The sequence below is a fragment of the Bradyrhizobium sp. CCBAU 51745 genome, assembly GCF_028128715.1.
Taxonomy (GTDB): domain Bacteria; phylum Pseudomonadota; class Alphaproteobacteria; order Rhizobiales; family Xanthobacteraceae; genus Bradyrhizobium; species Bradyrhizobium manausense.
Window position 1 is genome coordinate 1 of record NZ_LBJP01000073.1, and the last position, 25930, is coordinate 25930.

Annotated in this window: 22 protein-coding genes; 10 read left to right on the top strand and 12 right to left on the bottom strand. The window is 64.0% G+C overall.

What is annotated here, in order from left to right; genetic code table 11:
• Both XH98_RS18115 and dnaG read right to left on the bottom strand, forming a co-directional pair.
• Window positions 1-773 (bottom strand): RNA polymerase sigma factor region1.1 domain-containing protein (locus tag XH98_RS18115; protein ID WP_271619465.1); only part of this gene is annotated, 773 nt, incomplete at its 3' end.
• A 372-nt stretch (window positions 774-1145) separates the two neighbouring features.
• Entirely contained in the window at window positions 1146-3158 is a 2013-nt protein-coding gene (gene dnaG / locus XH98_RS18120) for a DNA primase (RefSeq protein WP_271619501.1), read from the bottom strand.
• Between the two features lie 306 nt (window positions 3159-3464).
• Here dnaG and XH98_RS18125 point away from each other — a divergent pair, with 306 nt between their 5' ends.
• Entirely contained in the window at window positions 3465-4028 is a 564-nt protein-coding gene (locus XH98_RS18125) for a chlorite dismutase family protein (RefSeq protein WP_271619466.1), read from the top strand.
• A gap of 80 nt (window positions 4029-4108) precedes the next feature.
• Here the strand turns inward: XH98_RS18125 and XH98_RS18130 are convergent, their stop codons facing one another.
• A complete protein-coding gene (locus tag XH98_RS18130; protein WP_271619467.1) occupies window positions 4109-4507 on the bottom strand; it encodes a gamma-glutamylcyclotransferase family protein in 399 nt (132 codons plus the stop codon).
• 63 nt (window positions 4508-4570) lie between these two features.
• On the bottom strand, window positions 4571-5479 hold the full coding sequence (locus XH98_RS18135; RefSeq protein WP_271619468.1) for a transglutaminase family protein: 909 nt from the start codon (window positions 5477-5479) through the stop codon (window positions 4571-4573).
• Window positions 5480-5569: 90 nt separating this feature from the next.
• Between XH98_RS18135 and XH98_RS18140 the strand changes: the two genes are divergently transcribed.
• The gene (locus tag XH98_RS18140) at window positions 5570-6376 is read left to right on the top strand and encodes an N-formylglutamate amidohydrolase (protein ID WP_271619469.1); all 807 of its coding nucleotides are present in this window, start codon (window positions 5570-5572) and stop codon (window positions 6374-6376) included.
• Between the two features lie 5 nt (window positions 6377-6381).
• Here XH98_RS18140 and XH98_RS18145 read toward each other — a convergent pair whose 3' ends face one another.
• A complete protein-coding gene (locus XH98_RS18145; RefSeq protein WP_271596905.1) occupies window positions 6382-6999 on the bottom strand; it encodes a LysE family translocator in 618 nt (205 codons plus the stop codon).
• Between the two features lie 233 nt (window positions 7000-7232).
• Window positions 7233-8678, bottom strand: coding sequence for an LVIVD repeat-containing protein (locus XH98_RS18150; RefSeq protein ID WP_271619470.1), 1446 nt, complete (start codon window positions 8676-8678; stop codon window positions 7233-7235).
• A gap of 227 nt (window positions 8679-8905) precedes the next feature.
• Here XH98_RS18150 and XH98_RS18155 point away from each other — a divergent pair, with 227 nt between their 5' ends.
• Both XH98_RS18155 and XH98_RS18160 read left to right on the top strand, forming a co-directional pair.
• The gene (locus XH98_RS18155; RefSeq protein WP_271619471.1) at window positions 8906-9220 is read left to right on the top strand and encodes an ArsR/SmtB family transcription factor; all 315 of its coding nucleotides are present in this window, start codon (window positions 8906-8908) and stop codon (window positions 9218-9220) included.
• 63 nt (window positions 9221-9283) lie between these two features.
• Window positions 9284-9802, top strand: coding sequence for an SRPBCC family protein (locus XH98_RS18160; protein ID WP_271619472.1), 519 nt, complete (start codon window positions 9284-9286; stop codon window positions 9800-9802).
• Window positions 9803-9930: 128 nt separating this feature from the next.
• Here the strand turns inward: XH98_RS18160 and XH98_RS18165 are convergent, their stop codons facing one another.
• A complete protein-coding gene (locus XH98_RS18165; protein WP_271596895.1) occupies window positions 9931-10707 on the bottom strand; it encodes a DUF2189 domain-containing protein in 777 nt (258 codons plus the stop codon).
• A gap of 242 nt (window positions 10708-10949) precedes the next feature.
• Between XH98_RS18165 and XH98_RS18170 the strand changes: the two genes are divergently transcribed.
• Complete coding sequence (locus XH98_RS18170; protein WP_271596894.1) at window positions 10950-13178, top strand: ATP-binding protein; 2229 nt, start codon at window positions 10950-10952, stop codon at window positions 13176-13178.
• A gap of 8 nt (window positions 13179-13186) precedes the next feature.
• Here the strand turns inward: XH98_RS18170 and XH98_RS18175 are convergent, their stop codons facing one another.
• From XH98_RS18175 to XH98_RS18185, 3 genes are all read right to left on the bottom strand, one after another.
• Window positions 13187-14797 carry an acyl-CoA synthetase gene (locus XH98_RS18175; protein WP_271596893.1) on the bottom strand — a complete coding sequence of 537 codons (1611 nt, stop codon included), beginning with the start codon at window positions 14795-14797 and terminating at the stop codon, window positions 13187-13189.
• A 188-nt stretch (window positions 14798-14985) separates the two neighbouring features.
• Window positions 14986-16122 (bottom strand): epoxide hydrolase family protein, encoded by a 1137-nt coding sequence (locus tag XH98_RS18180; RefSeq protein ID WP_271619473.1) that lies wholly within the window; start codon window positions 16120-16122, stop codon window positions 14986-14988.
• A 134-nt stretch (window positions 16123-16256) separates the two neighbouring features.
• A complete protein-coding gene (locus XH98_RS18185) occupies window positions 16257-16712 on the bottom strand; it encodes a GatB/YqeY domain-containing protein (protein WP_271619474.1) in 456 nt (151 codons plus the stop codon).
• A 240-nt stretch (window positions 16713-16952) separates the two neighbouring features.
• Between XH98_RS18185 and carA the strand changes: the two genes are divergently transcribed.
• Complete coding sequence (carA, locus tag XH98_RS18190; RefSeq protein WP_271596890.1) at window positions 16953-18143, top strand: glutamine-hydrolyzing carbamoyl-phosphate synthase small subunit; 1191 nt, start codon at window positions 16953-16955, stop codon at window positions 18141-18143.
• 201 nt (window positions 18144-18344) lie between these two features.
• A complete protein-coding gene (locus tag XH98_RS18195; RefSeq protein ID WP_271596889.1) occupies window positions 18345-18866 on the top strand; it encodes a cupin domain-containing protein in 522 nt (173 codons plus the stop codon).
• A 123-nt stretch (window positions 18867-18989) separates the two neighbouring features.
• Here the strand turns inward: XH98_RS18195 and XH98_RS18200 are convergent, their stop codons facing one another.
• A complete protein-coding gene (locus XH98_RS18200) occupies window positions 18990-19514 on the bottom strand; it encodes a Dps family protein (protein WP_271596888.1) in 525 nt (174 codons plus the stop codon).
• Window positions 19515-19618: 104 nt separating this feature from the next.
• On the opposite strand from XH98_RS18200, the gene XH98_RS18205 reads away from it, so the two are divergent.
• On the top strand, window positions 19619-20320 hold the full coding sequence (locus tag XH98_RS18205) for a class I SAM-dependent methyltransferase (RefSeq protein ID WP_220004609.1): 702 nt from the start codon (window positions 19619-19621) through the stop codon (window positions 20318-20320).
• Window positions 20321-20536: 216 nt separating this feature from the next.
• On the opposite strand, the gene XH98_RS18210 is transcribed toward XH98_RS18205, so the two are convergent.
• Window positions 20537-20908 carry an ArsR/SmtB family transcription factor gene (locus XH98_RS18210; protein WP_271619475.1) on the bottom strand — a complete coding sequence of 124 codons (372 nt, stop codon included), beginning with the start codon at window positions 20906-20908 and terminating at the stop codon, window positions 20537-20539.
• Between the two features lie 113 nt (window positions 20909-21021).
• Here XH98_RS18210 and XH98_RS18215 point away from each other — a divergent pair, with 113 nt between their 5' ends.
• Both XH98_RS18215 and carB read left to right on the top strand, forming a co-directional pair.
• Window positions 21022-22191 (top strand): MFS transporter, encoded by a 1170-nt coding sequence (locus XH98_RS18215; RefSeq protein ID WP_271596885.1) that lies wholly within the window; start codon window positions 21022-21024, stop codon window positions 22189-22191.
• A gap of 142 nt (window positions 22192-22333) precedes the next feature.
• Window positions 22334-25798, top strand: a complete 3465-nt coding sequence (gene carB, locus XH98_RS18220; protein WP_271619476.1) for a carbamoyl-phosphate synthase large subunit — start codon at window positions 22334-22336, stop codon at window positions 25796-25798.
• Window positions 25799-25930 lie beyond the last annotated feature (132 nt).

The following is a 25930-nucleotide window of genomic DNA, read 5'->3' on the forward strand; positions in this document are numbered from 1 at the left end:
AACGGGGTCGGTGCCGGGGGCGCCGCGGGCGGCGCGACATGCGCGGGTGCGCCGGCGACGCTAGCCGCCGCCTCGCCTTCGGCCGGCGCCTCGCCGTTCTCGCCGGTGGGACCTGCGATCATCGCGGTGTTCATGCCGCCCTTGGCCTCGGGGCCGGCATAGGTCGCTTCGAGATCGATGATGTCGCGAAGGAAGATCTTGCCTTCGTTCAATTCATCGCGCCAGATGATGATGGCCTGGAAGGTCAGCGGGCTTTCGCAGAGGCCCGCGATCATCGCCTCGCGGCCGGCCTCGATGCGCTTGGCAATGGCGATTTCGCCTTCGCGGGAGAGCAGCTCGACCGTGCCCATCTCGCGCAGATACATGCGCACGGGATCGTCGGTGCGCTCGCCCGGTTCGCTCTTCTTGACCTCGGTGACGGCCTTCTGGGTGACCTCGACGAGCTCGTTATCGGTCTCGTCGTCGGCCTCGTCCTTCTCTTCCTCGCCTTCGCTATCCTCGGCTTCGGTGACATTGATGCCCATGTCGGAGAGCATGGACATGATGTCCTCGATCTGCTCCGGCGAGGTCTGGTCGGACGGCAACACTTCATTGAGCTGATCGAAGGTCACGAAGCCGCGCTTCTTGGCCTGCTTGATCATCTTCTTCACTGCCGCGTCGGACAGATCGAGCAAGGGCGACGGCGCGTCCTGGGAATCCTTCTCGGGAGCGTCCGCTGCCTTGTCGTCTTTTTCCTTGTCCTTCGCCTGCAGCGTCTTTGCCTTGGTGGCCATCCATTGCTCCTAAACGCGTTTCATGCAGACGTGCGCTGCGCCTGCGTGAAATCACTTGAACCTGTTGCTCGACGCTCTCGCTTCGTCAGATCTCGACACGGAAAGGGCGGCGCGCACACATCTCGCCACCCCGACCTTTCTCTCGCCGGATTTGCCTAACGCTTCGTGAGCCTCTTTGTCGCGGCGGATGCAGGTGAAGTGCCAACAGCTGTTGCGCGGATTCATTCCTGACGCGTCTGTTCTGCCTGCGGCCGCGGGGGCCAAAGTGCTACAAGACCGTTAAGCCTCGATTAACCCTGTTTTTGCCGCCAAACCTTGGATTTGGCGAGTCTTTTAGCGACACCTAACCCGGCCGTCCGCATGAATCTTTCATCACACGCTCTTCTGGAACCTGCCCGACAGCTCGCCAAAACCCTCGATCAGGGCCTCGGTACCGTCGACCTCTCCTATCCGAGCCTTGACGTCACGCAGCCACGCCAAATTGGCCTCGCTGGGGTCCTCCCCCAAGGCCAGCTCGGCGTCTTTCAGCTCTCTAAGTAGTGAATGCCATTGCCGATGCAAGGCAACGAGCTGGTGCCAGGTCGAGAGAACGTCGTCCCGTGCCGCCCCCTCGCGGGCGCCCCACACCGCCGCGGTGGTGATGGCGCCCTCAACCCGTTGAAGAACCTGAGATAATCCACCTTTTTCGAGGTCGCCGCGCATCTTCTCGGCCTGCTCCTCGGGGTCGGGGGAGTGGTAATGATCGTTGACGAAGGCGCTGATAATGGCGGCCCGGAGCTTGTGGGCCTCGGGATGGGCGATCTCCAGGGCTGCCACCTCCTCGAGATGGTCATGCAGCAGCCAGGGGTGGTTGATCAGGCACTGCAGAATCAGCGCCTCCCGCCGGGAGATGGCGCTGCGCTGGCCGCGCATGATCGGGCTCGCCGCCAGCTGCGGGCTCGCCGCCTGGTAGGGGCCCGATGGCAGCGGGGCCGGCCCGGGTGGGCCGCCGCGGCGGCCTCCTCCAAAGCCCTGCCCACCGAATCGATTCGCCTGACCGCCGCGGAGCTGGAAGGGGCGGCCGCCGCCCCCTTGGCGGAAACCGCCCCTGTTGCCAAAGCCGCCGCGGCCACCGTCCGGCGAGAAGGTGCGCTGCAGCCGCTCGATGAACTCGTCGCGATAATAGCGCCTGACAACCTCGTCGCGGATGCCGTTCGACAATTCCCTGATGCGCGCTTCCAGCGCGGCCCGGCGCTCGGGCGTGGCAAAGTTGCCGCCTTCGAGCTCGCGCGACCACAGCATGTCGGCAAGCGGACGCGCCGCCGAAATCACCTCTTCCATCGCGCCGCGGCCACTGGTGCGCACGAGATCGTCGGGGTCCTGCCCCTCGGGGAGCAGCGCGAAACGAAGACTCTTACCGGGTGCGAGGAATGGCAGCGCGAGATCGGCGGCACGATAAGCCGCCTTCTGTCCGGCGCGGTCGCCGTCGAAGCAGAGGATCGGCTCGTCCGCCATCTTCCAGAGCAGGGCGAGCTGGCTTTCCGTGAGCGCGGTGCCGAGCGGCGCCACCGCGCCTGTAAAGCCCGCGGTGACCATGGCGATGACGTCGACATAGCCTTCGACCACGATCAGCGGGCTACCATCATGGGTGGCTTTGCGCGCGGTCTGGTGATTGTAGAGATTGTCGCCCTTGTGGAAGAGCGGTGTCTCCGGCGAGTTCAGGTACTTGGCCGGAACGTCCTTCTCCAGCGCGCGTCCGCCGAAGGCGATGACGCGGCCGCGCAGATCGGTGATGGGAAACATCACGCGATCGCGAAAGCGATCATAGGGCACGGGAATGTCGTCGCCGGCAACGAGCAGGCCGGTCTCGACCATGTCCTCGACGGACACGCCGAGCTTGCCGAGATGCTCCTTCAGCGCGAAGCGATCGGGCGAGGCATAGCCGAGGCGGAATTGCAATTGCGTCGTCGGCGAGATGGCGCGGTCGGCGAGATAGCCGCGCGCCTTCGCACCCAAGCGCGAGGCCAGCGTTTCCGCAAAATACTTTGCGGCGAGATCCATGACGTCATGCAGCGTGCGGCGCCGCTCCTCGTGCCGCGCCGCATCCGGCGTCACCGCCGGCAGCGGCAGCCCGGCCATGCCGGCGAGCCGCTCGACCGCCTCGCCGAACGGCACACCGTCGGTCTCCATCACGAAGGTGATGATGTCGCCGTGCTTGCCGGAGGAGAAGTCGTGGTAAAAACCCTTCTGGTCGTTGACGTAGAAGGACGGCGTCTTCTCCTGCTGGAACGGCGACAGCCCCTTCCACTCCCGCCCCGCCTTCTTCAGCTTGACGCGCTTGCCCACGACCTCGGAGACCGAAAGCCGGGCACGAAGCTCGTCAAGGAATTGGGGCGTGAAGCGCATGGCCATGGTGTAGCGCGAACCGGGGTGAGTCGGGCGAAGGATCTGGGATATAGGTGCGGGGCGGCCAGAAGTCAGGTTTACGCGGGATTATCCGGGTTATCCGACATATGCACAGGGCCCGATCCGTCACCCTGAGGTGGCCGCTTCTTCAGCGGCCCTCGAAGGGCGACGGCCCGGCTGGCGGCTATATACGGGCCGATTCATCCTTCGAGGCTCACACTGCTTTGCAGTGTGAGCGCCTCAGGATGACGGGTCTGGCTTGGGAGCCCCACTTGAACCCCGCCCGGTTCCACGCTTCCATAGGCCATGTTCAGGACCTTTCGGGGTGGCCAGAGCGGGGGCTGGCGCGTGACTTCGATGTCGCCCGTGACGGGCGAGCCCCTGCCCTTCATGCCGGCGCTGTCGGTGACCGACGGCGATGCCGTCGCGCTGCCGCTGGTGCCCTCGCGGAATGCCTGGCGCCTGGTCGGCGTGCCGAGCAGCCTGCGCTACACCGAGCGGGCAGAGAAGCAGCAACTCGTCGCCGTGCAGGCCGGCCTCGGCCGGCTGGAAGCGACGAGCGCGGCGCTGATCCCGATCCGCAAATCGGCCGCTTGGTGGGAGCTGACGCAAGAGGAGCGGCGCAAGATCTTTGAAGACAAGTCGCACCATATCGCCAGCAGCATGCGTTTCCTGCCCGCAATCGCGCGCCAGCTGTATCACTGCCGCGACCTCGGCGAGCCCTTCGATTTCCTGACCTGGTTCGAATTCGCGCCCGCGCATGCCTCGCTGTTCGAGGAGCTGGTCGGCATGCTCAGGCACACCGAGGAATGGAGCTATGTCGAGCGCGAGGTCGATGTGCGCCTGGTGAAGGAAGTGCTGTCGGCTTAACGCGCGATGAAATCGCGCTTTAAGTTTTTGTTTGAGCATGATCTTGTCGGAAAACCGCTGCGCACTTTTCCGGATCAGGCTCAGTGGTCAAGAAAGCGGCCGGACGCTATGTGCGGCAGGTCCGTCACCGGCCAGTTGTAGACGTAAGTCCAGGCCTTCTCCGAGACGCCATCCGCGCCTGATACCTCGATCAGCTGGCGCAGATATTCGGTCGGCTCCGGAAAGCCTTCGCCGCAGGCCTCGTACATGTCGAGTTCGCGCAACAGCTCCTCGCCGGCGCGCAAGGCGAACAGCTCGCCATGCACGACATCCGATGACACCTCAGACAGCAGCAATCCCGGATAATGCTTCACCAGCACGAGCCGGCCGCGGCAGGTGGCTTCACCGAGGAAATCCGCATGCTGCGAGAGCAGCCGCGCCATCGGATGGTCGAAGCCGCGCATCAGGGTGCCGTAGACGAAAAGACGGTCGGAGGTCATGGGGGTGTCTATAGCTGGCAATCACGGCGAGTGACAGGGCCGCTACGTCGTCCTGGCGAAAGCCTACACAACCTCGGCTTCCAGCGCCTCGCCGCGCGCCTCGGCCGCGACCACCTTGACGCTGACATCCATGACGTCGAACGCATCCTGGGTGCCGATATAGATGCCGTGCAGCGGGATGGCCTGGCGCGGGTCACGGGCGACGGCGACGCGGATGAGGTCGCGGGTGCCGACGATGCCGTTGGTCGGATCGAACTCGATCCAGCCCGCGCTCGGCAAGTATACCTGCACCCAGGCATGGGTCGAGCCGCCGCCGAAATGGTGCTGCGCGATATCCTCGGGCACGAAGACGTAGCCGGAGACGAAGCGCGCGGCGATGCCGAGCCGGCGCAGCGCCTCGATCATGAACAGCGCGTAGTCGCGGCAGGTGCCGGTGCCCCGCAGCAAAGTCTCGCACGGGCTCTGCGTGCCCGGCGCGTGACGCCTTTGGTATGTGAACTGGTTGCGGATGGCGTGGGTGATGCGGCTGAGGATGTCGAAGGTTGGCGACGGCGCAGTCTCGTCGAGAAAGCCGCGCGCCCATGACGCGATCCTGCCCTCGGGATCGGGATATTGCGCCGTGATGTACTGGACGAGATCGGGCAATTCCGCATCGTCATAGGCGAAGGGATAGAAATAAGCGGGATCGTCGGGCGTCAGCGCGAACTCGTCCACCGGATTGTGCTCGACGGTGACGTGCCAGTCGAACACCAGCCTGTCCGCGCGCGCGTCGAAATCGGCGATCGCGACCGAATTGCCGAACACATCGTGAATCCAGCGCAGCGACATCGGGTTCGGCGAGATATCGAGCCTGGAATCGAGCACGCGCAGATCATGGCCGTCGCTCGGACGCAGCATGAATCTGTGCTCGCCGAAGGCCACGGGACGATAGTAGCGATATTCGGTCTTGTGATGAATCGTCAGCAGCGGCATCGTCGGGAGATCATGGTGATGTTGGGCAGGCCCATTTGTTAATGTTTGCCCAATGTCCGGGGCGACTGCTTTTTCCACAGGCAATCAGGAATGGCTTTCAACACAGCCGAGGCGACGGATCAACTGCTGGGCGACGGCGATATTCCGCCAGTGCATGAGGTGAATGCAGAGGGCACATCACCCTTTTTGCTCACATCGGACCATTACGGCCGCATTCTGCCGCGCGCGCTCGGCGATCTCGGTGTATCGGAAGACGAGCTAACGAGGCACATCGCCTGGGACATCGGCATCGCCGGCGTCTCCGAGCGGCTGGCAAACATGCTTAACGCGCATCTGATCGCACAGCGCTATTCGCGGCTGGTGATCGACTGCAACCGTCCACCCGCTGTCGCGAGCTCGATCCCCGTGATATCGGAGGCGACCGCGATCCCGCGCAACGAAGGCATCTCGGACGGTGAGCGCGCGGCACGGCGACGCGAGATTTTTCAGCCCTATCATGATCGCATCGATGCGGTGATCGACGGCCGGAGCCGCGACAAGCGGCCGACGGTGCTGGTGTCGCTGCACAGCTTCACGCCCGTCTATGCCGGCGTCGCCCGGCCCTGGCACATCGGCGCGCTGTACAATCACGACAAGGTGCTGCCGCAGCTGCTGCTGAAACACTTACGCAGCGAGGGCGATCTCGTCGTCGGCGACAACGAGCCCTATGCGGTGAGCGATCTCAGCGACTACACCATTCCCGTTCATGGCGAGGCGCGCGGTCTCGTCAACACCGGCATCGAGATCCGCCAGGATCTGATCGCGGATCAATCCGGCCAGCGGCAATGGGCGGAGCGGCTGGCAAGGATCTTTGCGGAGATCGAGGCGGAGCTGAGACCGGCGCTGCTGGTCGGCTAGCATCCTCATTTGGCCCGTATCAGCGCCAGCCAGATGCCGCCGCCGATCATGAAGCCGCCGGAGACGCGCGACGCCAGGCGGGTGCGGCGCGCCGAGAAGAAGCCGCGGACCTGGCCGGCAAGCAGCGCGTAGATGCCGTCGGTCAAGCCGGCCAGCACCATGAAGGTGATGCCGAGCACCAGGACCTGCGACAAATGATCCTTGCTCATGTCCATGAACTGCGGAATGAACGCACCGAAAAATACCAGCAGCTTCGGGTTCGACAAGGCGACGACGAAGCCCTGCAAGAGGAAGCCGCCACGCGGCGGAGGCGGCGGCGCGTCGGCGTTGACGCCCTCGACTGGCGAGCGGATCAGCTTGATGCCGAGCCAAACCAGATAGGCCGCGCCCGCAAAGCGCACCCAGTTGAACCAATAGCCCATCGTCGCCATCAAGGTGGTGAGGCCGACCGCAAGGATGCCGATCACGATCAGCAGCCCCATCTGCACGCCCAGAATGTTGGTCAGCGCCGAGCGTGTGCCGTACCGCAGGCCGTTGGCGATGACGAGGGTCACGATCGGCCCCGGCAGCAGCGCCAGCGCAATGCAGGCGGCGATAAAGGCGAGATAGGCTTGCATGGACATCATGGGGGGACTCTGCGCGATGGCGTTTGCAGCTATTAATGCATGAGAAGAGCAGGAACGGAAGTCATCACTGTGTGACACAGAGGCCCTGCAATCAGGGGTGTCATTACCCGCGAAGGCGGGTGATCCAGTACGCCGAGACCTTCATGAGATACGGAGAGGCTGCGGAGTACTGGATACCCCGCCTTCGCGGGGTATGACAGCAGAGGTGGTGGAAGCACCACGCCGTATCGTCAATTCTTCGGCAGGCCGGCAACGGCGCGCGCAGGGCCAGTCAATTCGAGGATGTGCAGGCCGGTGTTGGCGCGATCGACGATGTAGATGTAGCCGCGGTCGTCGGTTTCGACATTGTTGGTCTGGATCGCGACCTTGCAGCGCTCGCCGCCCTCCACAGGAATGCAGCGCTTGTCGGTCGCGCCCGTGATCGCCGGGATGAAATAGCCGACTTCCCTTGGATGATAGGGATCGCGGACGTCGAGCGCGCGAACGCCGGCATTGAAGAAGGCGATGAAGGCCATCTTCTTGTAATAGACCGGCGCCATGCTCTCGTTCGAGGAATGCGAGCCGAAGCGGCCACCGCGCTGGCAGAACTTTCCGCTCGCCTCCGGCACGGTGTAGCTCGAGATCATCATCGGCCGCGTCTCGGTGGTGACGTCGGCGAACCACACCATCTGCCTCGCCTCGCCGCATTCGTTGAGAATCGCCTCATCCACGATCATGACGATGTCGCGGGTCTTGCCGTCCTTGTCCTCGGCAAATTCCGCCACGGGCATGTCGAGCATCGGGAACGTGGTGTGCGCGCCGTTGAAGGCGGACATCGGCAGCCGCGAGATTTCCGGAAAGCGCAGATTGTCCGGCGTCGGCTCCTTCGGCCCCGTCAGCAGCTTCTCGCGATCGACGATCTGCAGGATGCCGCCCTTGTTGGTGCCGTAACCGAAATAGACGCGGTTGCCGTCGGGCCCGGTCGAGATCGGTCCGTGCAATTCGGTCGGCACCGCGCCGGTCGAGCCGGGCTCCTGGCCGGGCAGGCCGAAATCGCGGATCTTCTGCGGATGAGCGGGATCGGAGAGATCGTAGACCTGCGTCATGCGCCGCGTGCGCCAGTCCGGCGCGCCCGAGACGAGATAGGCAATGCCGGTGTCGCATTCCCACCAGCTCTTGTGCGTGTCCTTCAAGCCGCCAAGGCGCGTGATCATCACGGGATTGGCGGGGTCAGCGACGTTCCAGATCTCGTGTGCCTGGCCGCCGAAGGTGCGCAGCATGTAGACCGCGTTGGGATCGCCCTTCGGCAAGGTCTTGCCGTCGCACACGCGCACCATCTGCGCGCCGCCGGATTCATATTTGCCCGCCTGTCCCGGCAGGTGCCTGAGATATTTGGGATGCGCGGGATCGGTGACGTCGACGATCGAGGTCCCGTTCGGCTCGGCATTGCCGGTCATCGGATTGACCGGAGCCGGCACGTCGTCGGTGCCGCCGTGGTGCCCGATATAGGCGATCCAGCGGTCACCCTGATGATGGATGGTCGGCTGATAGGCGCTACGGGCCTGAAGATCGTTGCTGCCGACCAGCTTCATGTTCGATGCCTCGGGCGGCGCACCGATGGTCTGCTTCTGGGCGTGAACAGAAGCGCTGCCGGCGAAAAGGACGAGGGCGGCAGCAGTCAGGACGCAACGGAACATCAAAGTCCTCCCAGGAACCAATCTGCGTTGGCTGAGCTTCAACGCTAGCACGGCCGCTCACACGCGCCAAAGACACGATCGCTTGCAGGTCATTCCGGAAACCGCGCTGCGGTTATCCGGAATCTCGAGATTGAGGTGCGCAAGCGCGCATCGTAGTTCGACGCTAATACGTCCCGGAATGACGTCGCTCTTGACATGCAACCATTTAGTTGCCTATTATCGCCGCCATGGATGAGGTCTTCAAGGCGCTCGCCGATGCGTCGCGACGGTCGCTGCTGGACCGGCTCCACGCCAGGAACGGCCAATCGCTGAACGAGCTTTGCGAGGGCTTGGCGATGACGCGCCAGGCGGTGACGAAGCACCTGGTCATCCTGGAAGAGGCCAATCTGGTTACGACCATCAAGCATGGCCGCGAGAAGCTGCACTATCTCAACCCGATGCCGATCCACCAGATCGGCGACCGTTGGATCAGGAAATTCGAGCGCGGCAAGCTCGCCGCACTCAGCGAGTTGAAACGCCAGCTGGAGAAGCGTGATGAGTAAGCCGCAATTCGTCTATGTCACCTCTATCCCGCGTGCAGCCCTCAACAAGGGATTTGATGCGAAATGAGCCTCGACCAGTTCCAACCCCTGACGGTCTACTCGATCTACATCGCCTCCACGCCGGAGAAGGTGTGGGAGGCGCTGACCTCAGCCGAGTTCAGCAGGCAATATTTCTTCGGCAATACCGTGGAGGTCGAGCCGCGGCTCGGCGGCGCCTTCATCCTGCGGACGCCCGACGGCGCCCTGCATATCAGCGGCGAGGTGCTCGCCTACGATCCGCCGCGCAAGCTTGCGGTGACCTTCAACGTCAACTGGCCCGAGCTGATCGAGAAGCTGGGGCCGACCCTCGTCACTTACGACATCGAGCAGGTCGGCGACGCTGTCCGGCTGACCATGAGCGAAGGCCACGATCGTCCGCTCAGCGACGACATCCTGTCAGGCGGACGCTCCGGCTGGCCCGCGATCCTGTCCAGCCTCAAGAGCTTGCTCGAGACCGGCAAGCCACTCGTGGTCAATCTCGGCCCGCCACAGCGGATGCTGGATGCGCTGAAGGCGATGGGGATCAAGACGCCGTCGGCCTGACCTAGTCATTCCGGGGCGCGCGGAGCGCGAGCTATGGTGCGCAATTGCGCAGCTGAGAATCCATCGCGCAGCAGAGTTGGTGGAACAATGGATTCCGGGTTCGCCCTGCGGGCGCCCCGGAATGACGGCTAGCCTGGCACTGGCACCACCAGGCGCCGGTAAAGATGCCATGTCGCATGCCCGAGCACCGGCAGCGTTACCACCAGGCCGAGGAAATACGGCAGCGCCGACACGATCAGCAGCATCACGATGACAGCGGCCCAGCCGACCATCGGCAGCGGACTGGTCACCACCGCACGCACGCTCGTCACCATGGCGGTGACGAAATCGACCTCGCGATCGAGCAGCAGCGGAAACGACACCACGGTCAGTGAAAACAGAATCAACGACAACGCCGCGCCGACCGCATTGCCGATCGCGAGGAACAGCAAACCCTCATTGGTGGTCAGCACCACCGTCATGAATTCCTGCAAGCTCGAGAACGAGGCGTGCAGGCCCAGCAACAATGCGATCAACAGCCGCACCTGGTACATCCAGATCACGAACACGAACAGCGTGACGAAGGCCATCCAGCCGATTTCGCTGCGCGAGCGTATCGCCGACCAGATCGCACCGAAAGAGACCGGCTGGCCGCGCTCGCGGCGGCGGCTCACCTCGTAGAGGCCGATGGCCACGAACGGCCCGATCAGCGCGAAACCGGCGGCCAAGGGATAGATGAGATAGACCATGCCGAAGGCGGTGAGGCAGAGCATGATGGTGATGCCGCCGGCGGCGTAGAGCGCGCCGAAGCAGAGCCCGTAAAGCGGCAGCGCCTGGAAATCGCGCAGGCCCTCCGCCAGCGCCTCGGCGATATCGGTCGCCACAACGGGACGCACCACCGGATCGACCTTGCCCGAGATGGACATCAGCTTCCTCCGCGCATCGGCGCGATCTTTTGTCGCGCGCAGGCCGCGATATTAGCGCCACTGCGCCCGGGCGCAACTTGACGCCGGATGGCGGGGCGATTGTAGCGTCGCCGCGATGCACGCGTGACAAAATCTTTAGCCTTCCGGGCAAATTTCGCGCCGATGCCTATGGACGGGGCCGACGATCGTGCCGCAAATTGTACCTCCAAACATATACACGCGAACAGCGGACCGGCCAATCGATGAGCCTGCGTACCCGGTTACTGATCCTCGTCATCGCGGCCATGCTGGTACCGGCGAGCCTCGTCGGCTTGCGCTTCGTGCAGAACCGCTCCAGCGAGATCAACGCTGCGCTGGCCAATCTCGTTGCCTCGGCCGATGACATCGCGAGTGATCTCGGCGAGAAGATCCAGGGCACGGCTCAGCTTCACTATGGCCTTGCTCGCGCCCGCGACCTCGACACCAGCGACAAGGCGGCATGCTCTGCCTTCCTGTCCGATGTGCGCGAAGAATATCCGCAGTTCACGGGAATCCTGACCATCAATCCGGACGGCAGCCTGTTCTGCGACTCGCTCCGGACCAACCGCAGGCTCGATCTAAATGACCGTGCCTATTTCAAGCAGGCCAAGGTCTCGCAAGGAGCCGTCGCGGTGGAGCCGGTGTTCGGCCGCCTGACCGGACTATCGGTCCTCCAGATTGCCTATCCGGTGCGCTCGGACGCCGGCGCGCTGAAATTCATCCTGCTTGCCTCGTTCAACCTGAACAAGTTCGCGGAGTTTCACGACAGGCGCTTGCTCGCCGAAAAGGAGATCCTGTTCCTCGACAGCAAGGGTACGGTGCTGGTGGCCCCCACGCGCGGCGGCTGGAGCGATCCGATCGGCGCGTCGATCGCTGGCTCTGATTTGTTCCGCTTTGCGGCAGCGCCCGACGGTGAACCTTCTCGCGAACTCACCGATCGTGACGGCCGCGCGCAGGTCTGGGCCGTCGCCCGGTCGCCGTCGATCCGCAAGGCCGGCCTCTATATCCTGGTCGGGCGCTCCAAGGACGGGCTGGTCGCCGCCGCCAACCGCCGGCTCTACGAGGATTTGGCGATCCTCACTGTGGCCTCGCTGCTGCTGCTCGCCGGTGTCTGGATCCTGGCGACCGTCAGCGTCGGGCGCCAGGTCGGCCGCCTCGCGGCGATGGCCAAGCGACTCGGGCTCGGCGATCTCAGCGCACGGATTCCGCCGCCGCATCCGCGCGGGGAGCTTGGCGGATTGATGATGCTGCTCAACGGCACCGCCGAGTCGCTCGAGCAGCAGCGCGCCGCCATCGCCGATCTCAGCCACAAGCTCAGCCAGTCCCAGAAGATGGAGGCGATGGGCCAGCTCACCGGCGGCGTGGCGCACGACTTCAACAATCTCCTGACCGTCATCCTGGGCAACTCCGAGCATCTCGCCGACCGGCTGGCGGACAACAAGGAATTGCAGCGGATCGCCGGCGATATCGCGACCGCGGCCGAGCGCGGCTCCGACCTGACGCGCAGCCTGCTTGCCTTCGCGCGCAAACAACCGTTGCGGCCGCGCGAGATCGACATCGCCGAGCAGGTCGTCGGCATGGAGCAGTTGTTGCGGCGATCACTCGGCGAGCACATCGAATGCGGCTTTGCCTTTGGAGCAGATCTGTGGCGGGCCAGCGTCGATGCCGGCCAGCTCGCAACCGCCCTGCTCAACCTCGTGCTCAACGCGCGCGACGCGATGCCTGAGGGCGGCAAACTGACGGTCGAGGTGCGCAACATTTCGCTCGGTCCATCCGATCTCGACGTCAACGGCGAGCCGCGGCCGGGCGACTACGTCATGGTGGCTGTGACCGATACCGGCTGCGGCATGGCCGATGACGTCGTGAGCCGCGCGTTCGAGCCGTTCTTCACCACCAAGGAGGTCGGCAAGGGCACAGGCCTCGGCCTCAGCATGGTCTACGGATTTGCGCAACAGTCAGGAGGTCTGGTGCAGCTACAATCCGAACCGAAGCAAGGCAGCGTCGTCAGGCTATTCTTCCCGCGCATCGTTGCAGCACAGGACGAAGCCTCGGCTCCGGCAGAACCGATCGCGGTCCCCGACGGACGCGAAACTATTCTCGTCGTCGAGGATGACGACATGGTGCGCGCCTATGTCGAGAATGAGCTGCGAACGCTCGGCTACCGCGTCATCACGACGTCGAACGGGCCCGCGGCGCTGGAAGTGCTGCAAAAGCCCGGCGACGTCCATCTGCTGTTCACCGACGTCGTGATGCCCGGCGGCATGTTCGGGCCGGAGCTTGCGCGGCAGGCGACGGCGCTGCGGCCCGGTCTCAAGGTGCTGTTCACCTCCGGCTACAGCCAGAATCCGGTCAAGATGCCCGACGGCGTCGACGCCCGCATTCTGACCAAGCCGTTCAAGCGGCAGGATCTTGCCGCGATGCTGCGGTCTACACTGTCGGCGCCGCCGCGCTAAAATACGCTCTAACCTCTCGCCCGCAATTCGCGCCGCAGCACCTTTCCTGTCGCCGTCATCGGCAAGGTCTCGGCGAACTCCACGTAGCGCGGATATTCGTGGGCGGCGAGCTGCACCTTGACGAACTGCTGGATTTCGCGTGCGAGCGCATCACCCGCCGCGAACCCCGGGCGCAGCACGATCCAGGCCTTGATCGATTCGGTGCGGATCGGATCTGGAATGCCGACCACGGCGGCCATCGCCACCGACGGATGCTTCATCAGCGTATGCTCGATCTCGGACGGTCCGACGCGATAGCCGGCCGTGGTGATGACATCGTCCTCGCGGCTGACATACCAGAAATAGCCGTCTTCATCCTGCACGCCGAGATCGCCGGTCAACAGAAATTCGCCGGCATATTTCTTCGCTGTCGCGTCCGGGTTGCGCCAGTATTCGAGCATGGTGACGGGACATGGCTGGCGCACGCCGATGATGCCGCGCTGGCCGCGTGGCTGCTCCTCGCCCTTGTCGTTGACGATGCGGACGTCGAACCCTGGCGTCGCCTTGCCCATCGAGCCGGGCCGGATCGGAAACAGATTGGAGTTGCTGCCGATCACCAGATTGCACTCGGTCTGGCCGAACACTTCGTGCGCATCGATGCCGAAGGTGTCCCGCACCCAGCCGAGCAGTTCGCCGCCGAGCGATTCACCGCCGGTAAAGATGCTGCGCAGCTTGACGCTCGCGTGTTTCACACCCGCCTGTCGCATCAGCTTCAGCGCGGTCGGCGGCAGGAAGACGTTGCGGACGCCGAGATCGGCCATCATCTGCATCGCCGCCTGCGGCTCGAATTTTCGCGCGCGATGTCCAACCAGCGGAATGCCGTGATACCAGAACGAGAGCAGGCCGTTGATGAGACCACCGATCCAGGCCCAGTCCGCCGGCGTCCACATCAGATCGCCAGGGCGCGGCAGAAAGTTATGACACATCTCGACATTGGGAAGATGGCCGAGCACGACGCGATGCGCGTGTAGCGCGCCCTTGGGATTACCCGTGGTGCCCGAGGTATAGATGATCAGCGCGGGATCATCGGCGGATGTGTCGACGTCAGTAAAATCTTCGGACGCGGTTTCGATTGCCAACCAGAACGGTTTCGCGCCGGCGTGGACGGCACCGCTCGTGATGTAGATGTCCTGCAGATAAGGCAGCCGATCGCGGATCTTGGTGAGCTTCTCCCAGCCAGCCTCATCGGTGACGATCGCCTTCGCTTGTGAATTCGACAGGCGGAATTCCAGCGCGTCCTCGCCGAACAGCGCGAACAGGGGGATCGATATCAGCCCGGAGCGAAATGCCGCCATATGCGCGATCGGCAATTCCAGCGACTGCGACAGGAATACCGCGACGCGGTCGCCACGCGAAAGCCCATCCGCCTTCAGCACATTGGCGAAACGGCGCGACATCTCGGCGACTTCGTCGAACGAGGTGCGCGTGGTGGCACCGTTTTCGTCGACATAAACAAGCGCAAGCCGGCCGGTTCCGTCGGCATGGCGATCGCAGCACGCATCCGCGATGTTGAAGCGCGCCGGGATGTCCCAGCGGAAGTTGCGGTAGAGCTCGTCGTAGGTTGCGGCTTCGGTGAGCATGGGCCTGGCGTTTTCCCGGTGTCTTGTTGTTATGGCGCAGTCTAGAGCCGGGAATATTCAGGACAAGCCCCGCGGCGTCATTCCGGGGCGTCCGAAGGACGAACCCGGAATCCATCCAGCCGCAGAGAATGTCGCGCGATGGATTCCGGGTTCGATGCTTCGCATCGCCCCGGAATGACAGCGGGGGCTTACCGCACCGTCGCGAAGAATTTCCTGACATCGCGCACGTACAGCTCGGGCTGCTCGAAAGCGGCGAAATGCCCGCCCTGCTCCATCTCGCTCCAATGAGTGATGTTGGTGAAGTTCGGCTCCATCCAGCGCCGCACCGGCGTGATGATCTCCTTTGGGAACACGGCCACACCCGTTGGCACTTTCACGGCCGGCGTGGCGCGGCGTTTGCCAAAACTCTCCCAGTAGAGCCGTGCCGACGAGGTCGCCGTTTCCGTCGCCCAGTAGAGCATGACGTTGTCGAGCAGCTCGTCCTTGTCGAAAATGTTCTCGGGGTGGCCGTTGCAATCGGTCCAGGCCCAGAATTTTTCCAGGATCCACGCCGCCTGCCCGCTTGGCGAATCCGTCAGCCCATAGCCGAGCGTCTGCGGCCGGGTCGATTGCTGCTTAGAATAACCGGAGTCGAGATCGACGTAGTGCTTGAGGCCGGCGAGTGCGCGCTTTTCTTCCGGTGTCGGCTCGCCCTCGACCCGCGGCGCGGCGTTGAAGGCGAGCGTGATGTGGATGCCGGCACAATGCTCCGAGTCCTGCGCGCCCAGCGAGCTCGTCACTGCCGAGCCCCAGTCACCGCCTTGCGCGCCGTAGCGCGCATAGCCCAGCCGGTCCATCAGCTTCGCCCAGGTCGCGGCGATGCGATCGACGCCCCAGCCGGTGGTCGTTGGCTTGGCCGAGAAGCCGAAACCCGGCAGCGAGGGACAGATCACGTGAAAGGCGTCCGCGGGATTGCCACCGTGACCGGCAGGATCAGTGAGCGGCGCGATCACCTTCTGGAATTCGACGATCGAGCCGGGCCAGCCGTGGGTGATGATCAGCGGCAGCGCCCCCGCTTGCTTCGAACGAACATGCAGGAAGTGGATGTCGAGCCCGTCGATCTCGGTGGTGAACTGGTCGAAGCGGTTGAGTTTTGCCTCACGGGCACGCCAGTCGTAACCGTTGGCCCAGTAGCTGCACATCTCCTGGATCCATTTCAGCGGCGCGCCCTGGCTCCAGTCGTCGACCAGCTCCGCCTCCGGCCAGCGGGTGCGGGCGAGGCGTGATTTGAGATCGGCGAGGATGTCGTCGCTGATGGCGATGCGGAATGGTTTTATGGCGGTCATCGGCGGCCTCCCCATTTTTCTTGCTGTCATTCCGGGGCGCGCCTCTTGGCGCGAGCCCGGAATCCATTTCGCAACAGAGCCGGAGGCACGATGGATTCCGGGTTCGACGCTTCGCGTCGCCCCGCAGTGACGGCCTAGCCCGACAGCGCCGCCTTCACCAGACCAGACGCCTTGCCAAAATCCATCTGTCCCGCGAACTTGGCGCGCAATACCGCGATCACCTTGCCCATGTCCTTCATGCCGGCAGCGCCGGTCTCGGCGATGGCATCGGAGATCGCCTTCTTCACGTCGTCCTCTGCCATCTGCTTCGGCAAGTAAGCCGAGATCACCGCGATCTCCTCGCGCTCCTGTGCGGCAAGCTCGGCACGGCCGCCCTTCTCGTAGAGCTCGACCGCCTCCTGGCGCTGCTTGATCATCTTCTGCAGCACGGCGAGCAGGTCGGCGTCGGACAGCGGCGGCTTGCCCTGGCCGCGGGCGTCGATGTCGGCGTTCTTGATGGTCGAGTTGACCATGCGCAGCGTGGAGAGCTTGCGCTCGTCCTTGGCCTTCATGGCCTCCTTGACCGCATTGTTGATGTCGTCGCGCAGCATGATCGTATCCTCTTGATCTGTCCCCCTGATCTAAGCCCTTCGCGGGAAAGAGGCCAGTGCGGGCCTGTCACCGGGGGTTCATTGTTTCCCGCCTGACGGCCAAAACGGCGCAAAATTTCAGGCCCCACCCCAAGACCCGCCCTAAGTCCCTGAAGAGGCCTGTCAAATATGCAAAAACGCATGTGAATCCGCCGTTTCCCGCTTTGACGGGCGGGCGTGGGGGGCTTATGAAGCGGGCTCATGACACAACATGACAACGATCCCGCCTGGCCGGACCATAAACCGACCGCGCTCCTCGTGCTTGCCGATGGCACGGTGCTCGAAGGCTTTGGTCTCGGCGCCGAAGGCCAAGCCGTCGGCGAAGTCTGCTTCAACACCGCGATGACCGGCTATGAGGAGATCCTCACCGATCCCTCCTATGCCGGCCAGCTCATCACCTTCACCTTCCCGCATATCGGCAATGTCGGTACCAACGAGGAAGACATCGAGACGGTGAACATGGCCGCGACGCCGGGCGCGCGCGGCGTGATCCTGCGCACCGCGATCACCAATCCTTCGAACTACCGCGCCACCAGGCACCTCGACGCCTGGCTGAAGGCGCGCGGCATCATCGGCCTGTCCGGCATCGACACCCGCGCGCTGACCGCGCTGATCCGCAGCAAGGGCATGCCCAATGCCGTGATCGCGCACGCCAAGGACGGCGAGTTCGACCTGCATGGCCTGAAGGAAGAAGCGCGCGAATGGCCCGGCCTCGAGGGCATGGACCTCGTGCCGATGGTCACGTCAGGCCAGCGCTTCACCTGGGACGAGACACCCTGGCTGTGGAACAAGGGTTTTGGCCGTCAGGACCAGCCCGAGTTCAACGTGGTCGCGATCGACTACGGCATCAAGCGCAACATTCTGCGCCTGCTCGCCGGCGTCGGCTGCAAGGTGACGGTGGTGCCGGCGACGACCTCGTCCGAAGACATTCTGGCGATGAAGCCCGACGGCGTGTTCCTGTCGAACGGCCCGGGCGATCCGGCCGCCACAGGCAAATACGCGGTGCCAGTGATCCAGGACGTCATCAAGTCGGGCACGCCGACCTTCGGCATTTGCCTCGGCCACCAGATGCTGGGCCTTGCCGTCGGCGCGAAGACCAAGAAGATGCATCAGGGCCATCACGGCGCCAATCATCCGGTCAAGGACGAGACCACCGGCAAGGTCGAGATCACCTCGATGAATCACGGCTTTGCCGTGGACGAAAAGACGCTGCCCAAGGGCGCGACGCAGACCCACATTTCCTTGTTTGATGGGTCCAACTGCGGCATCCAGCTCGACGGCAAGCCGGTGTTCTCGGTGCAGTACCACCCGGAAGCCTCGCCCGGTCCGCGCGACTCACACTATCTGTTCCAGCGCTTTGCCGATCTGATGCGGCAGAAGAAAAGCGCGTAAGGCGGCTCCTCGTCCTCGTCATTCCGGGGCGCGCGTAGCGCGAGCTATGATGCGCAATTGCGCATCTGAGAATCCATCGGGCAACAGACTCTGCAGCGCGATGGATTCCGGGCTCGACGCTGCGCGTCGCCCCGGAATGACGGAGGAACACGCGTTCGCGCTCATCGTTAATTCCTGTGACCGTCGTGCAGGAGTTCTGTCATGTCCGTCGTTCGCGACTATGCCGAGCCGCTCGCCATCGTGTTCGAGGATGACGGGCTCGTGCCGAACAACATCCTTCCCTTCCTCATTTACCAGGGCGCGGTGACGCTCGATCCGAAGCAGCCCGAACAGACCATCGAAAACCTGTTCGAAACCAACGGATGGGGCGGCACGTGGCGCAACGGCGTCTACGACTATCTGCATTACCACGCGACCGTGCATGAGGTGCTCGGCGTCGCGCGCGGCCATGCCCGCGTTCGCTTCGGCGGCGATCACGGCCAGGAGCTGGAGATCAAGGCCGGCGACGTCGCGATTTTGCCTGCTGGCACCGGGCATCAATGCCTCACGGCGAGCGATGATTTCTGCGTGATCGGCGCTTATCCGCCGGGATCGAAGATGGAGATCACGCGGGCAACGCCCGAGAACCACGCCAAGGCGTTGCAGACGATCCCGAAGGTGCCGCTGCCGCCAGCCGATCCGGTGACGGGGAAGCACGGCGCGTTGATGCGGTTGTGGCGGTAGCGACACGGGCGGTGCCGTAGGGTGGGCAAAGGCGCGCTTTCGCGCGCCGTGCCCACCACATCTATCGATCGCGAAAAATGCGTGGGCACGCTTGCGCTTTGCCTACCCTACGGCAGTGTGCCCTTACGCCTCGTTCGCGCCTTCCTGCCGTGTTGCCTCGAACAGGAACCACGTTCGTCGCTCGGTCTCGTCGATGAAGACCTCCAAGATGCTGGCGCTGGCGACGTCGCCGGCGTCGTCGCAGACCTCGTGCGCCTTGCGCATGCTGGCAGCGACATGCTTGTTGTCCTGCATCAGCTCGCGCAGCATCTCGCGCGGCGGGACGTAGTCCTCGTTGTTGTCCTTGATGGTCTGGAGCTTGGCGACCTGGCCGATGGACTTCAGCGTGGTGCCGCCGATCTTGCGGACGCGCTCGGCGAGCTGGTCGGTGGTGGCGAATATCTGCTCGGACTGCTCGTCGAGCAGCAGGTGATAGTCGCGAAAATGCCGGCCGCTGATGTGCCAGTGGAAATTCTTGGTCTTGAGGTACAGCGCGAACGCGTCGGCCAGAAGCACGTTGAGCGCCTCGGAGACCTTGTTGACCGCCTGGGGCTGCAGATCGGTGGGGGTATCGAGATCGGGCGAGACCTTGTTGGGGGCTTTGCTCACGGGAAACCTTCCTGTTAGGACGCGCACATTGACGGCGCGCCGTCGCACCCCTAACGCAAGGGGGGCAACGCGGTTCCTGGACAGGAACCACTGGGCGGGATCTCATGGACGATTGGATCGACTATTACGACTCGACGCATACGATCTATGTCAGCAAATTGCATCGCGATTTGCACTTCCAGATCATCGCGCGGGACATCATCGGCTACATCACCTCGCCTGACGCGATCGTGCTCGACTATGCCTGTGGCGAGGCGCTTTCGGCGAGCCAGGTGGCGACCGCCTGCGGCCAGCTGATCCTGGCCGAGCCCGCGCCCGGTGTGCGCGGCCGCCTGATCGCCCGGTTTGCGCCCGACACCAAGATCCGCGTCCGCTCGCTCGACGACGTGCGCAAGATGCCGGACCAATCCATCGACCTCGTCGTGATGAACTCGGTCGCGCAATATATGACATCCGAGGAGCTCGATGCCGCGCTGCTCAATATCAGGCGGATCCTGAAGCCATCAGGCAAGCTGGTGCTGGGCGATATCCTTCAGCCGCATGTCGGCATGCTCAGGGACGTGGCGGCACTGCTGTCCTTCGGACTGCGTCACGGCTTTCTGAAAGATGCGCTGATCGGGCTCATCAGCACCGCGCTGTCGGACTACCGTCATTTGCGCTCGCGCATCGGATTGCAGCGCTACAGTGAGGACGAGATCACCGCCAAGCTGAAGGCGGCGGGTTTCGCCAGCCAGCGCGCCAACACCAATATCGGCCACAACCGCTGGCGCATGACCTTCATCGCCCGGCCACCCCTGGTGCGTTAAGCATAACCACCACCTGAGGTGGCGTGTCGCAGCTCGATCGGGCAATGATCGCCGCGGCCCGGTGGCGGAAGCGTCTACGCGAGAGCGGTGCATCGCTCTTCATCCTGGTTCAAATCCAGGCCGGGTCTCCAGCCTTCGCTGGCTTCGCCAGCTTCGGCTAGGCGAGCCCTGTCGTAGCGAAGGCTGCCTCGGCGAAGCCGGGCGTGGCGCAGCGCGCTACTTCGCCTCAACCACATCGCACTCCGCAACGAGCTGAAGCCTGTCCGCGTCCTTGGCCGCCGACTTGAGCACGGCATCGAGCAGGCCCGGAAAGCGCGCCTCGAGATCCGCGCGGCGCAGCCGCATGAAGCGGTTCGTGCCTGCCACGCGGGTCTGCATCAGCCCGCAATCGCGCAGCTTTGCGAAGTGATAGGTGAGGTTCGACTTGCCAGCGAGACCGTTGAAGTCGCCGCAGCAGAGCTCGCTGCTGACACGTTCCTGCTGTGCGAGCTGATACACGATCGCCAATCGGATCGGATCGCTCAGACAATCCAGGACCAGCGGCAGCTCGATCTGCTCTCGCGTGGGATGAGGAGGGGTGCGGCTCATGATGTGAGGAATCATAGCGAGGCGGGCGCAATGTTCAATAGTTCTTGAACCAATTGACTCCCAAATCGATTTATTCGATAGTTCAATAAACATTGAACATAGGAATTCGAGCAATGAGCGTGGTCTGGCTGGCCCTGGGGGCCTTTGCGATCGGTACCGAAGGCTTTGTCATTGCTGGGCTTTTGCCGGCAATCGCCGGCGACCTGTCGATTTCGGTCTCGGCCGCCGGCCAATTGGTCACCGCCTACGCCCTCACCTACGCGGTCGGCTCGCCGATCCTGGCCGTGGCGCTGAACAACATCGACCGCCGCACGGTGCTGGCGCTGGCGCTGTCGACGTTCATCGCCGGCAACCTCGCGGCGATGGTGGCCTCCAACTACGCGCTGCTGCTGGCCTCGCGCATGCTGATGGCTCTGGGCTCCGGGCTGTGCATGCCGACGGCGCTCGCCGTATCGGTTGCTGTCGCCTCGCCCGAACGGCGTGGCCGCGCGGTTGCGCTGGTGACCTCGGGCCTCACGGTCGCGACCGTCATCGGCGTGCCCCTGGGTAATCTCGTTGGCAGCCTGCTCGGCTGGCGCGCGACGTTTGCCATGGTCGCCATCATCAGCGCGGTCGCGCTGGCCGGCCTGCTGCTCGGCCTGCCCCGCGGTCTGCCGCGGAACACCGCTTCGCTCAGCGAACGGCTGGCGGTGGCGCGCCACAGCAATGTCGTGATTGCACTCGCCATCACGATTTTATGGGCGCTGGGCGGCTTCACCGTGTTCACCTATTTCGCGGTGCCGCTGCGCGGCCTCGGCTTCGATGCCTCGCAAATCAGCCTTGCCCTGCTGGTGTTCGGTGGCGCTGCCGCGATCGGGAACATGCTCGGGGGCATCCTTGCTGACCGGCTGGGCACGATGACCACCGCCGCGCTCGGGCTTGCCGGCATGGCGAGCGCGCTCATTCTGCATTCGCTGGTCCTGAAGCTGCTGCCCGGACAGGCGCATTACGCGGTGCTCGGCGCGATCTTCCTCTGGGGCCTGTCGGGCTGGGCGTTCTATCCGGCCCAGATCGCCAGCATCGTCAGGATCGATCCGCAGGCCTCGATGATTGCGCTCTCACTCAATGCCTCCGCGATGTATCTCGGCTTCGCCATCGGTGGTGCCTTGGGCGGCGCCGTGCTGGCCACCCTCGCGCCCGATGACCTCGGCTGGATCGGCGGAACGAGCGTTGCGGCCTCGCTTCTGGTGCACCTCGCCCGCGGCTGGCAGGCCCGGCCGAAACCAGTCAAAATTGCTGGTTGATGGGCGTTTTTCGGGGTTTCGCCGCCCCGAAAACTGGTCTAAGACCCACCCGCGCGCGAGGGAGACCCCCGCGCTCTCGGCTTAGGGGACGCGCGGCAAGCGCGCCCTTTTTTTGTGCCCAAAATCCAGCCCGCGAGCGGTGATGCCTAAACGAACCGACATCTCGACCATCCTGATCATCGGCGCCGGTCCCATCGTGATCGGCCAGGCCTGCGAGTTCGACTATTCGGGCACGCAAGCGGTGAAGACGCTGAAGGAAGAGGGCTATCGCATCGTCCTCGTCAATTCCAATCCGGCCACGATCATGACCGACCCGGAATTGGCCGATGCCACCTACATCGAACCGATCACGCCCGAGATCGTCGCCAAGATCATCGAGAAGGAACGCCATGTCGTTCCCGGCGGCTTTGCGCTGCTGCCGACCATGGGCGGCCAGACCGCGCTGAACTGCGCGCTGTCGCTGCGCCGGCAGGGCACGCTGGAGAAATTCGACGTCGAGATGATCGGCGCGACCGCCGACGCGATCGACAAGGCGGAGGATCGCCAGCTCTTTCGCGAGGCCATGACCAAGATCGGGCTGGAGACGCCGAAGTCGCGGCTCGCCAACGCCTCCGAGCTGAAGAAGGCGTTCCGCGACAAATACCACGCCGAACGCGAGAAGCTGTCGGGCGCGGCCCTCGAGGAGCTCGACCGGCAGTGGACGCTCGGCGAGAGCGATCGCCGCAAGCGCTACCAGGAATATGCGTTCGGCCAGGCCATGATGGCGCTGTCCGAGATCGGCCTGCCCGCGATCATCCGCCCCTCCTTCACCATGGGCGGCACCGGCGGCGGCATCGCCTACAACAAGGAAGAGTTCCTCGACATCATCGAGCGCGGTCTTGACGCGTCCCCCACCAACGAAGTCCTGATCGAGGAATCCGTTCTCGGCTGGAAAGAGTTCGAGATGGAGGTGGTGCGCGACAAGAAGGACAATTGCATCATCGTCTGCTCGATCGAGAATTTCGATCCGATGGGCGTGCACACCGGCGACTCCATCACGGTGGCGCCGGCGCTGACGCTGACGGACAAGGAATATCAGATCATGCGCGACGCCTCGCTGGCGGTGCTGCGCGAGATCGGTGTCGAGACCGGCGGCTCCAACGTGCAGTTCGGCGTCAATCCGGAAGACGGCCGGATGGTCGTGATCGAGATGAATCCGCGCGTGTCGCGCTCCTCTGCGCTGGCCTCGAAGGCGACAGGCTTCCCGATCGCCAAGGTCGCGGCCAAGCTCGCCGTTGGCTACACGCTCGACGAGATCGCCAACGACATCACCGGCGGCGCGACGCCGGCCTCGTTCGAGCCGACGATCGACTACGTGGTGACCAAGATCCCGCGTTTCGCCTTCGAGAAATTCCCCGGCGCCTCCTCGACGCTGACGACCTCGATGAAGTCGGTCGGCGAGGTCATGGCGATCGGCCGCACCTTCCAGGAGAGCCTGCAGAAGGCGCTGCGCGGGCTCGAGACCGGCCTCACCGGTCTCGACGAGATCGAGATCGAAGGCCTCGGCCAGGACGACGACAAGAACGCCATCCGCGCAGCGCTCGGCACGCCGACGCCGAACCGCCTGCTCCAGGTCGCACAGGCCATGCGGCTCGGCTGGTCGAACGAGGATATCTTCAACTCCTGCAAGATCGATCCGTGGTTCCTCGGCGAGATGCGCGGCATCGTCGACATGGAAGAGAAGGTCAGGAGGCACGGCCTGCCAAGCAACGCCTTCGGCATGCGCACGCTCAAGGCCATGGGCTTCTCGGATGCGCGCCTTGCGGTGCTCGCCCAGACGACCGAAGCCGACGTCACCGCCAAGCGCCACGCGCTGGGCGTCCGTCCGGTCTACAAGCGCATCGACACCTGCGCGGCCGAATTCGCCTCGCCCACCGCCTATATGTACTCGACCTACGAGGCGCCGTTTGCCGGCAGCGCCGCCGACGAGAGCACGCCGTCGGACAAGAAGAAGGTCATCATCCTCGGCGGCGGCCCGAACCGCATCGGCCAGGGCATCGAGTTCGATTATTGCTGCTGCCATGCCTGCTTCGCGCTGCATGACGCCGGCTATGAATCCATCATGGTCAACTGCAACCCGGAAACGGTGTCGACCGACTATGACACCGCGGACCGGCTTTATTTCGAGCCGCTCACCGCCGAGGACGTGCTGGAGATCATCGCCAAGGAGCGCAGCAACGGCACGTTGCACGGCGTGATCGTCCAGTTCGGCGGCCAGACCCCGCTGAAACTTGCCCACGCGCTGGAAGCCGCCGAAGTGCCGATCCTCGGCACCTCGCCCGACGCCATCGACCTCGCCGAAGACCGCGACCGCTTCAAGCGGGTGCTCGACAAGCTCCGCCTCAAGCAGCCGAAGAACGGCATCGCCTATTCGGTCGAGCAGGCTCGCCTGGTCTCCGCCGATCTCGGCCTGCCGCTGGTGGTGCGCCCGTCCTACGTGCTCGGTGGCCGGGCGATGCAGATCATCCGCGAGGAGAACCAGCTCAACGACTATCTGCTCGGCACGCTGCCGGAGCTGGTGCCCGCCGACGTCAAGGCGCGCTATCCGAACGACAAGACCGGGCAGATCAACACCGTTCTCGGCAAGAACCCGCTGCTGTTCGACCGCTATTTGTCCGACGCCACCGAGATCGACGTCGACTGCCTCAGCGACGGCAAGGACACGTTCATCGTCGGCATCATGGAGCACATCGAGGAAGCCGGCATCCATTCCGGCGATAGCGCTTGCTCGCTGCCGCCGCACTCGCTCGACGCGAAGATGATCGCGGAGCTGGAGCGGCAGACCCGCGAGCTCGCGCTCGGCCTCGACGTCGTCGGCCTGATGAACGTGCAATATGCCATCAAGGACGGCGAGATCTACGTGCTCGAAGTCAATCCGCGCGCCTCGCGCACGGTGCCTTTCGTCGCCAAGGTGATCGGCACGCCGGTCGCCAAGATCGCCGCGCGCATCATGGCCGGCGAGAAGCTCGCCGACTTCAAGCTGAAGAAGGCAGATTTCAGGCATGTCGGCGTGAAGGAATCGGTGTTTCCATTCGCCCGCTTCCCCGGCGTCGACACGGTGCTGGGTCCGGAGATGCGCTCGACCGGCGAGGTCATGGGCATCGATCGCTCTTTCGCGGTTGCCTTTGCCAAGAGCCAGCTTGGCGGCGGCACAAGAGTACCGCGCAAGGGCACGGTGTTCGTCTCGGTACGCGAGAGCGACAAGGTTCGTATCGCCGAAGCCGTGCGCCAGCTGCATTCGCTTGGCTTCAAGGTGCTGGCGACATCAGGGACGGCGCGCTTCCTGACCGATCAGGGCATCCCGGCGGAGAAGGTGAACAAGGTGCTGGAGGGACGGCCGCATATCGTCGACGCCATCACCAATGGCGATGTCCAGCTCGTTCTCAACACCACCGAAGGTCCGCAGGCGCTCGCCGACAGCCGCTCGCTGCGGCGCGCGGCCCTCTTGCATAAAGTGCCATATTACACCACTCTTTCCGGGGCCGTGGCGGCCGCGCAGGGCATCCGCGCCTATCTGGGCGGGGACCTTGAGGTTCGGACCCTGCAGAGCTACTTTTCGGAAACCTGATCGTTAGCGAAAGGCCCGGCCCTGAGGGTTAAGCCTTGCGCTAAGTGATTGGCAATCAAGCCATAATGGCCGGAGGAACCGTCTGGCCACGTGGTTGTTTTGTTCCGGCGCCAGCCCACTTAACGTTCCGGT

Bases quoted from the DNA above. Each gene is read 5' to 3' on its own strand.
- XH98_RS18130 (WP_271619467.1), bottom strand. From the start codon at position 4,507: ATGACCTCCGACCGTCTTTTCGTCTACGGCACCCTGATGCGCGGCTTC.
- XH98_RS18195 (WP_271596889.1), top strand. From the start codon at position 18,345: ATGTCCGTCGTTCGCGACTATGCCGAGCCGCTCGCCATCGTGTTCGAG.
- carA (WP_271596890.1), top strand. From the start codon at position 16,953: ATGACACAACATGACAACGATCCCGCCTGGCCGGACCATAAACCGACC.
- XH98_RS18175 (WP_271596893.1), bottom strand. From the start codon at position 14,797: ATGCTCACCGAAGCCGCAACCTACGACGAGCTCTACCGCAACTTCCGC.
- XH98_RS18165 (WP_271596895.1), bottom strand. From the start codon at position 10,707: ATGTCCATCTCGGGCAAGGTCGATCCGGTGGTGCGTCCCGTTGTGGCG.
- dnaG (WP_271619501.1), bottom strand. From the start codon at position 3,158: ATGCGCTTCACGCCCCAATTCCTTGACGAGCTTCGTGCCCGGCTTTCG.
- XH98_RS18215 (WP_271596885.1), top strand. From the start codon at position 21,022: ATGAGCGTGGTCTGGCTGGCCCTGGGGGCCTTTGCGATCGGTACCGAA.
- XH98_RS18150 (WP_271619470.1), bottom strand. From the start codon at position 8,678: ATGTTCCGTTGCGTCCTGACTGCTGCCGCCCTCGTCCTTTTCGCCGGC.
- XH98_RS18125 (WP_271619466.1), top strand. From the start codon at position 3,465: ATGTTCAGGACCTTTCGGGGTGGCCAGAGCGGGGGCTGGCGCGTGACT.
- XH98_RS18145 (WP_271596905.1), bottom strand. From the start codon at position 6,999: ATGTCCATGCAAGCCTATCTCGCCTTTATCGCCGCCTGCATTGCGCTG.
- XH98_RS18140 (WP_271619469.1), top strand. From the start codon at position 5,570: ATGGCTTTCAACACAGCCGAGGCGACGGATCAACTGCTGGGCGACGGC.
- XH98_RS18205 (WP_220004609.1), top strand. From the start codon at position 19,619: ATGGACGATTGGATCGACTATTACGACTCGACGCATACGATCTATGTC.
- carB (WP_271619476.1), top strand. From the start codon at position 22,334: ATGCCTAAACGAACCGACATCTCGACCATCCTGATCATCGGCGCCGGT.
- XH98_RS18180 (WP_271619473.1), bottom strand. From the start codon at position 16,122: ATGACCGCCATAAAACCATTCCGCATCGCCATCAGCGACGACATCCTC.
- XH98_RS18155 (WP_271619471.1), top strand. From the start codon at position 8,906: ATGGATGAGGTCTTCAAGGCGCTCGCCGATGCGTCGCGACGGTCGCTG.
- XH98_RS18185 (WP_271619474.1), bottom strand. From the start codon at position 16,712: ATGCTGCGCGACGACATCAACAATGCGGTCAAGGAGGCCATGAAGGCC.
- XH98_RS18135 (WP_271619468.1), bottom strand. From the start codon at position 5,479: ATGCCGCTGCTGACGATTCATCACAAGACCGAATATCGCTACTATCGT.
- XH98_RS18170 (WP_271596894.1), top strand. From the start codon at position 10,950: ATGAGCCTGCGTACCCGGTTACTGATCCTCGTCATCGCGGCCATGCTG.
- XH98_RS18160 (WP_271619472.1), top strand. From the start codon at position 9,284: ATGAGCCTCGACCAGTTCCAACCCCTGACGGTCTACTCGATCTACATC.
- XH98_RS18210 (WP_271619475.1), bottom strand. From the start codon at position 20,908: ATGAGCCGCACCCCTCCTCATCCCACGCGAGAGCAGATCGAGCTGCCG.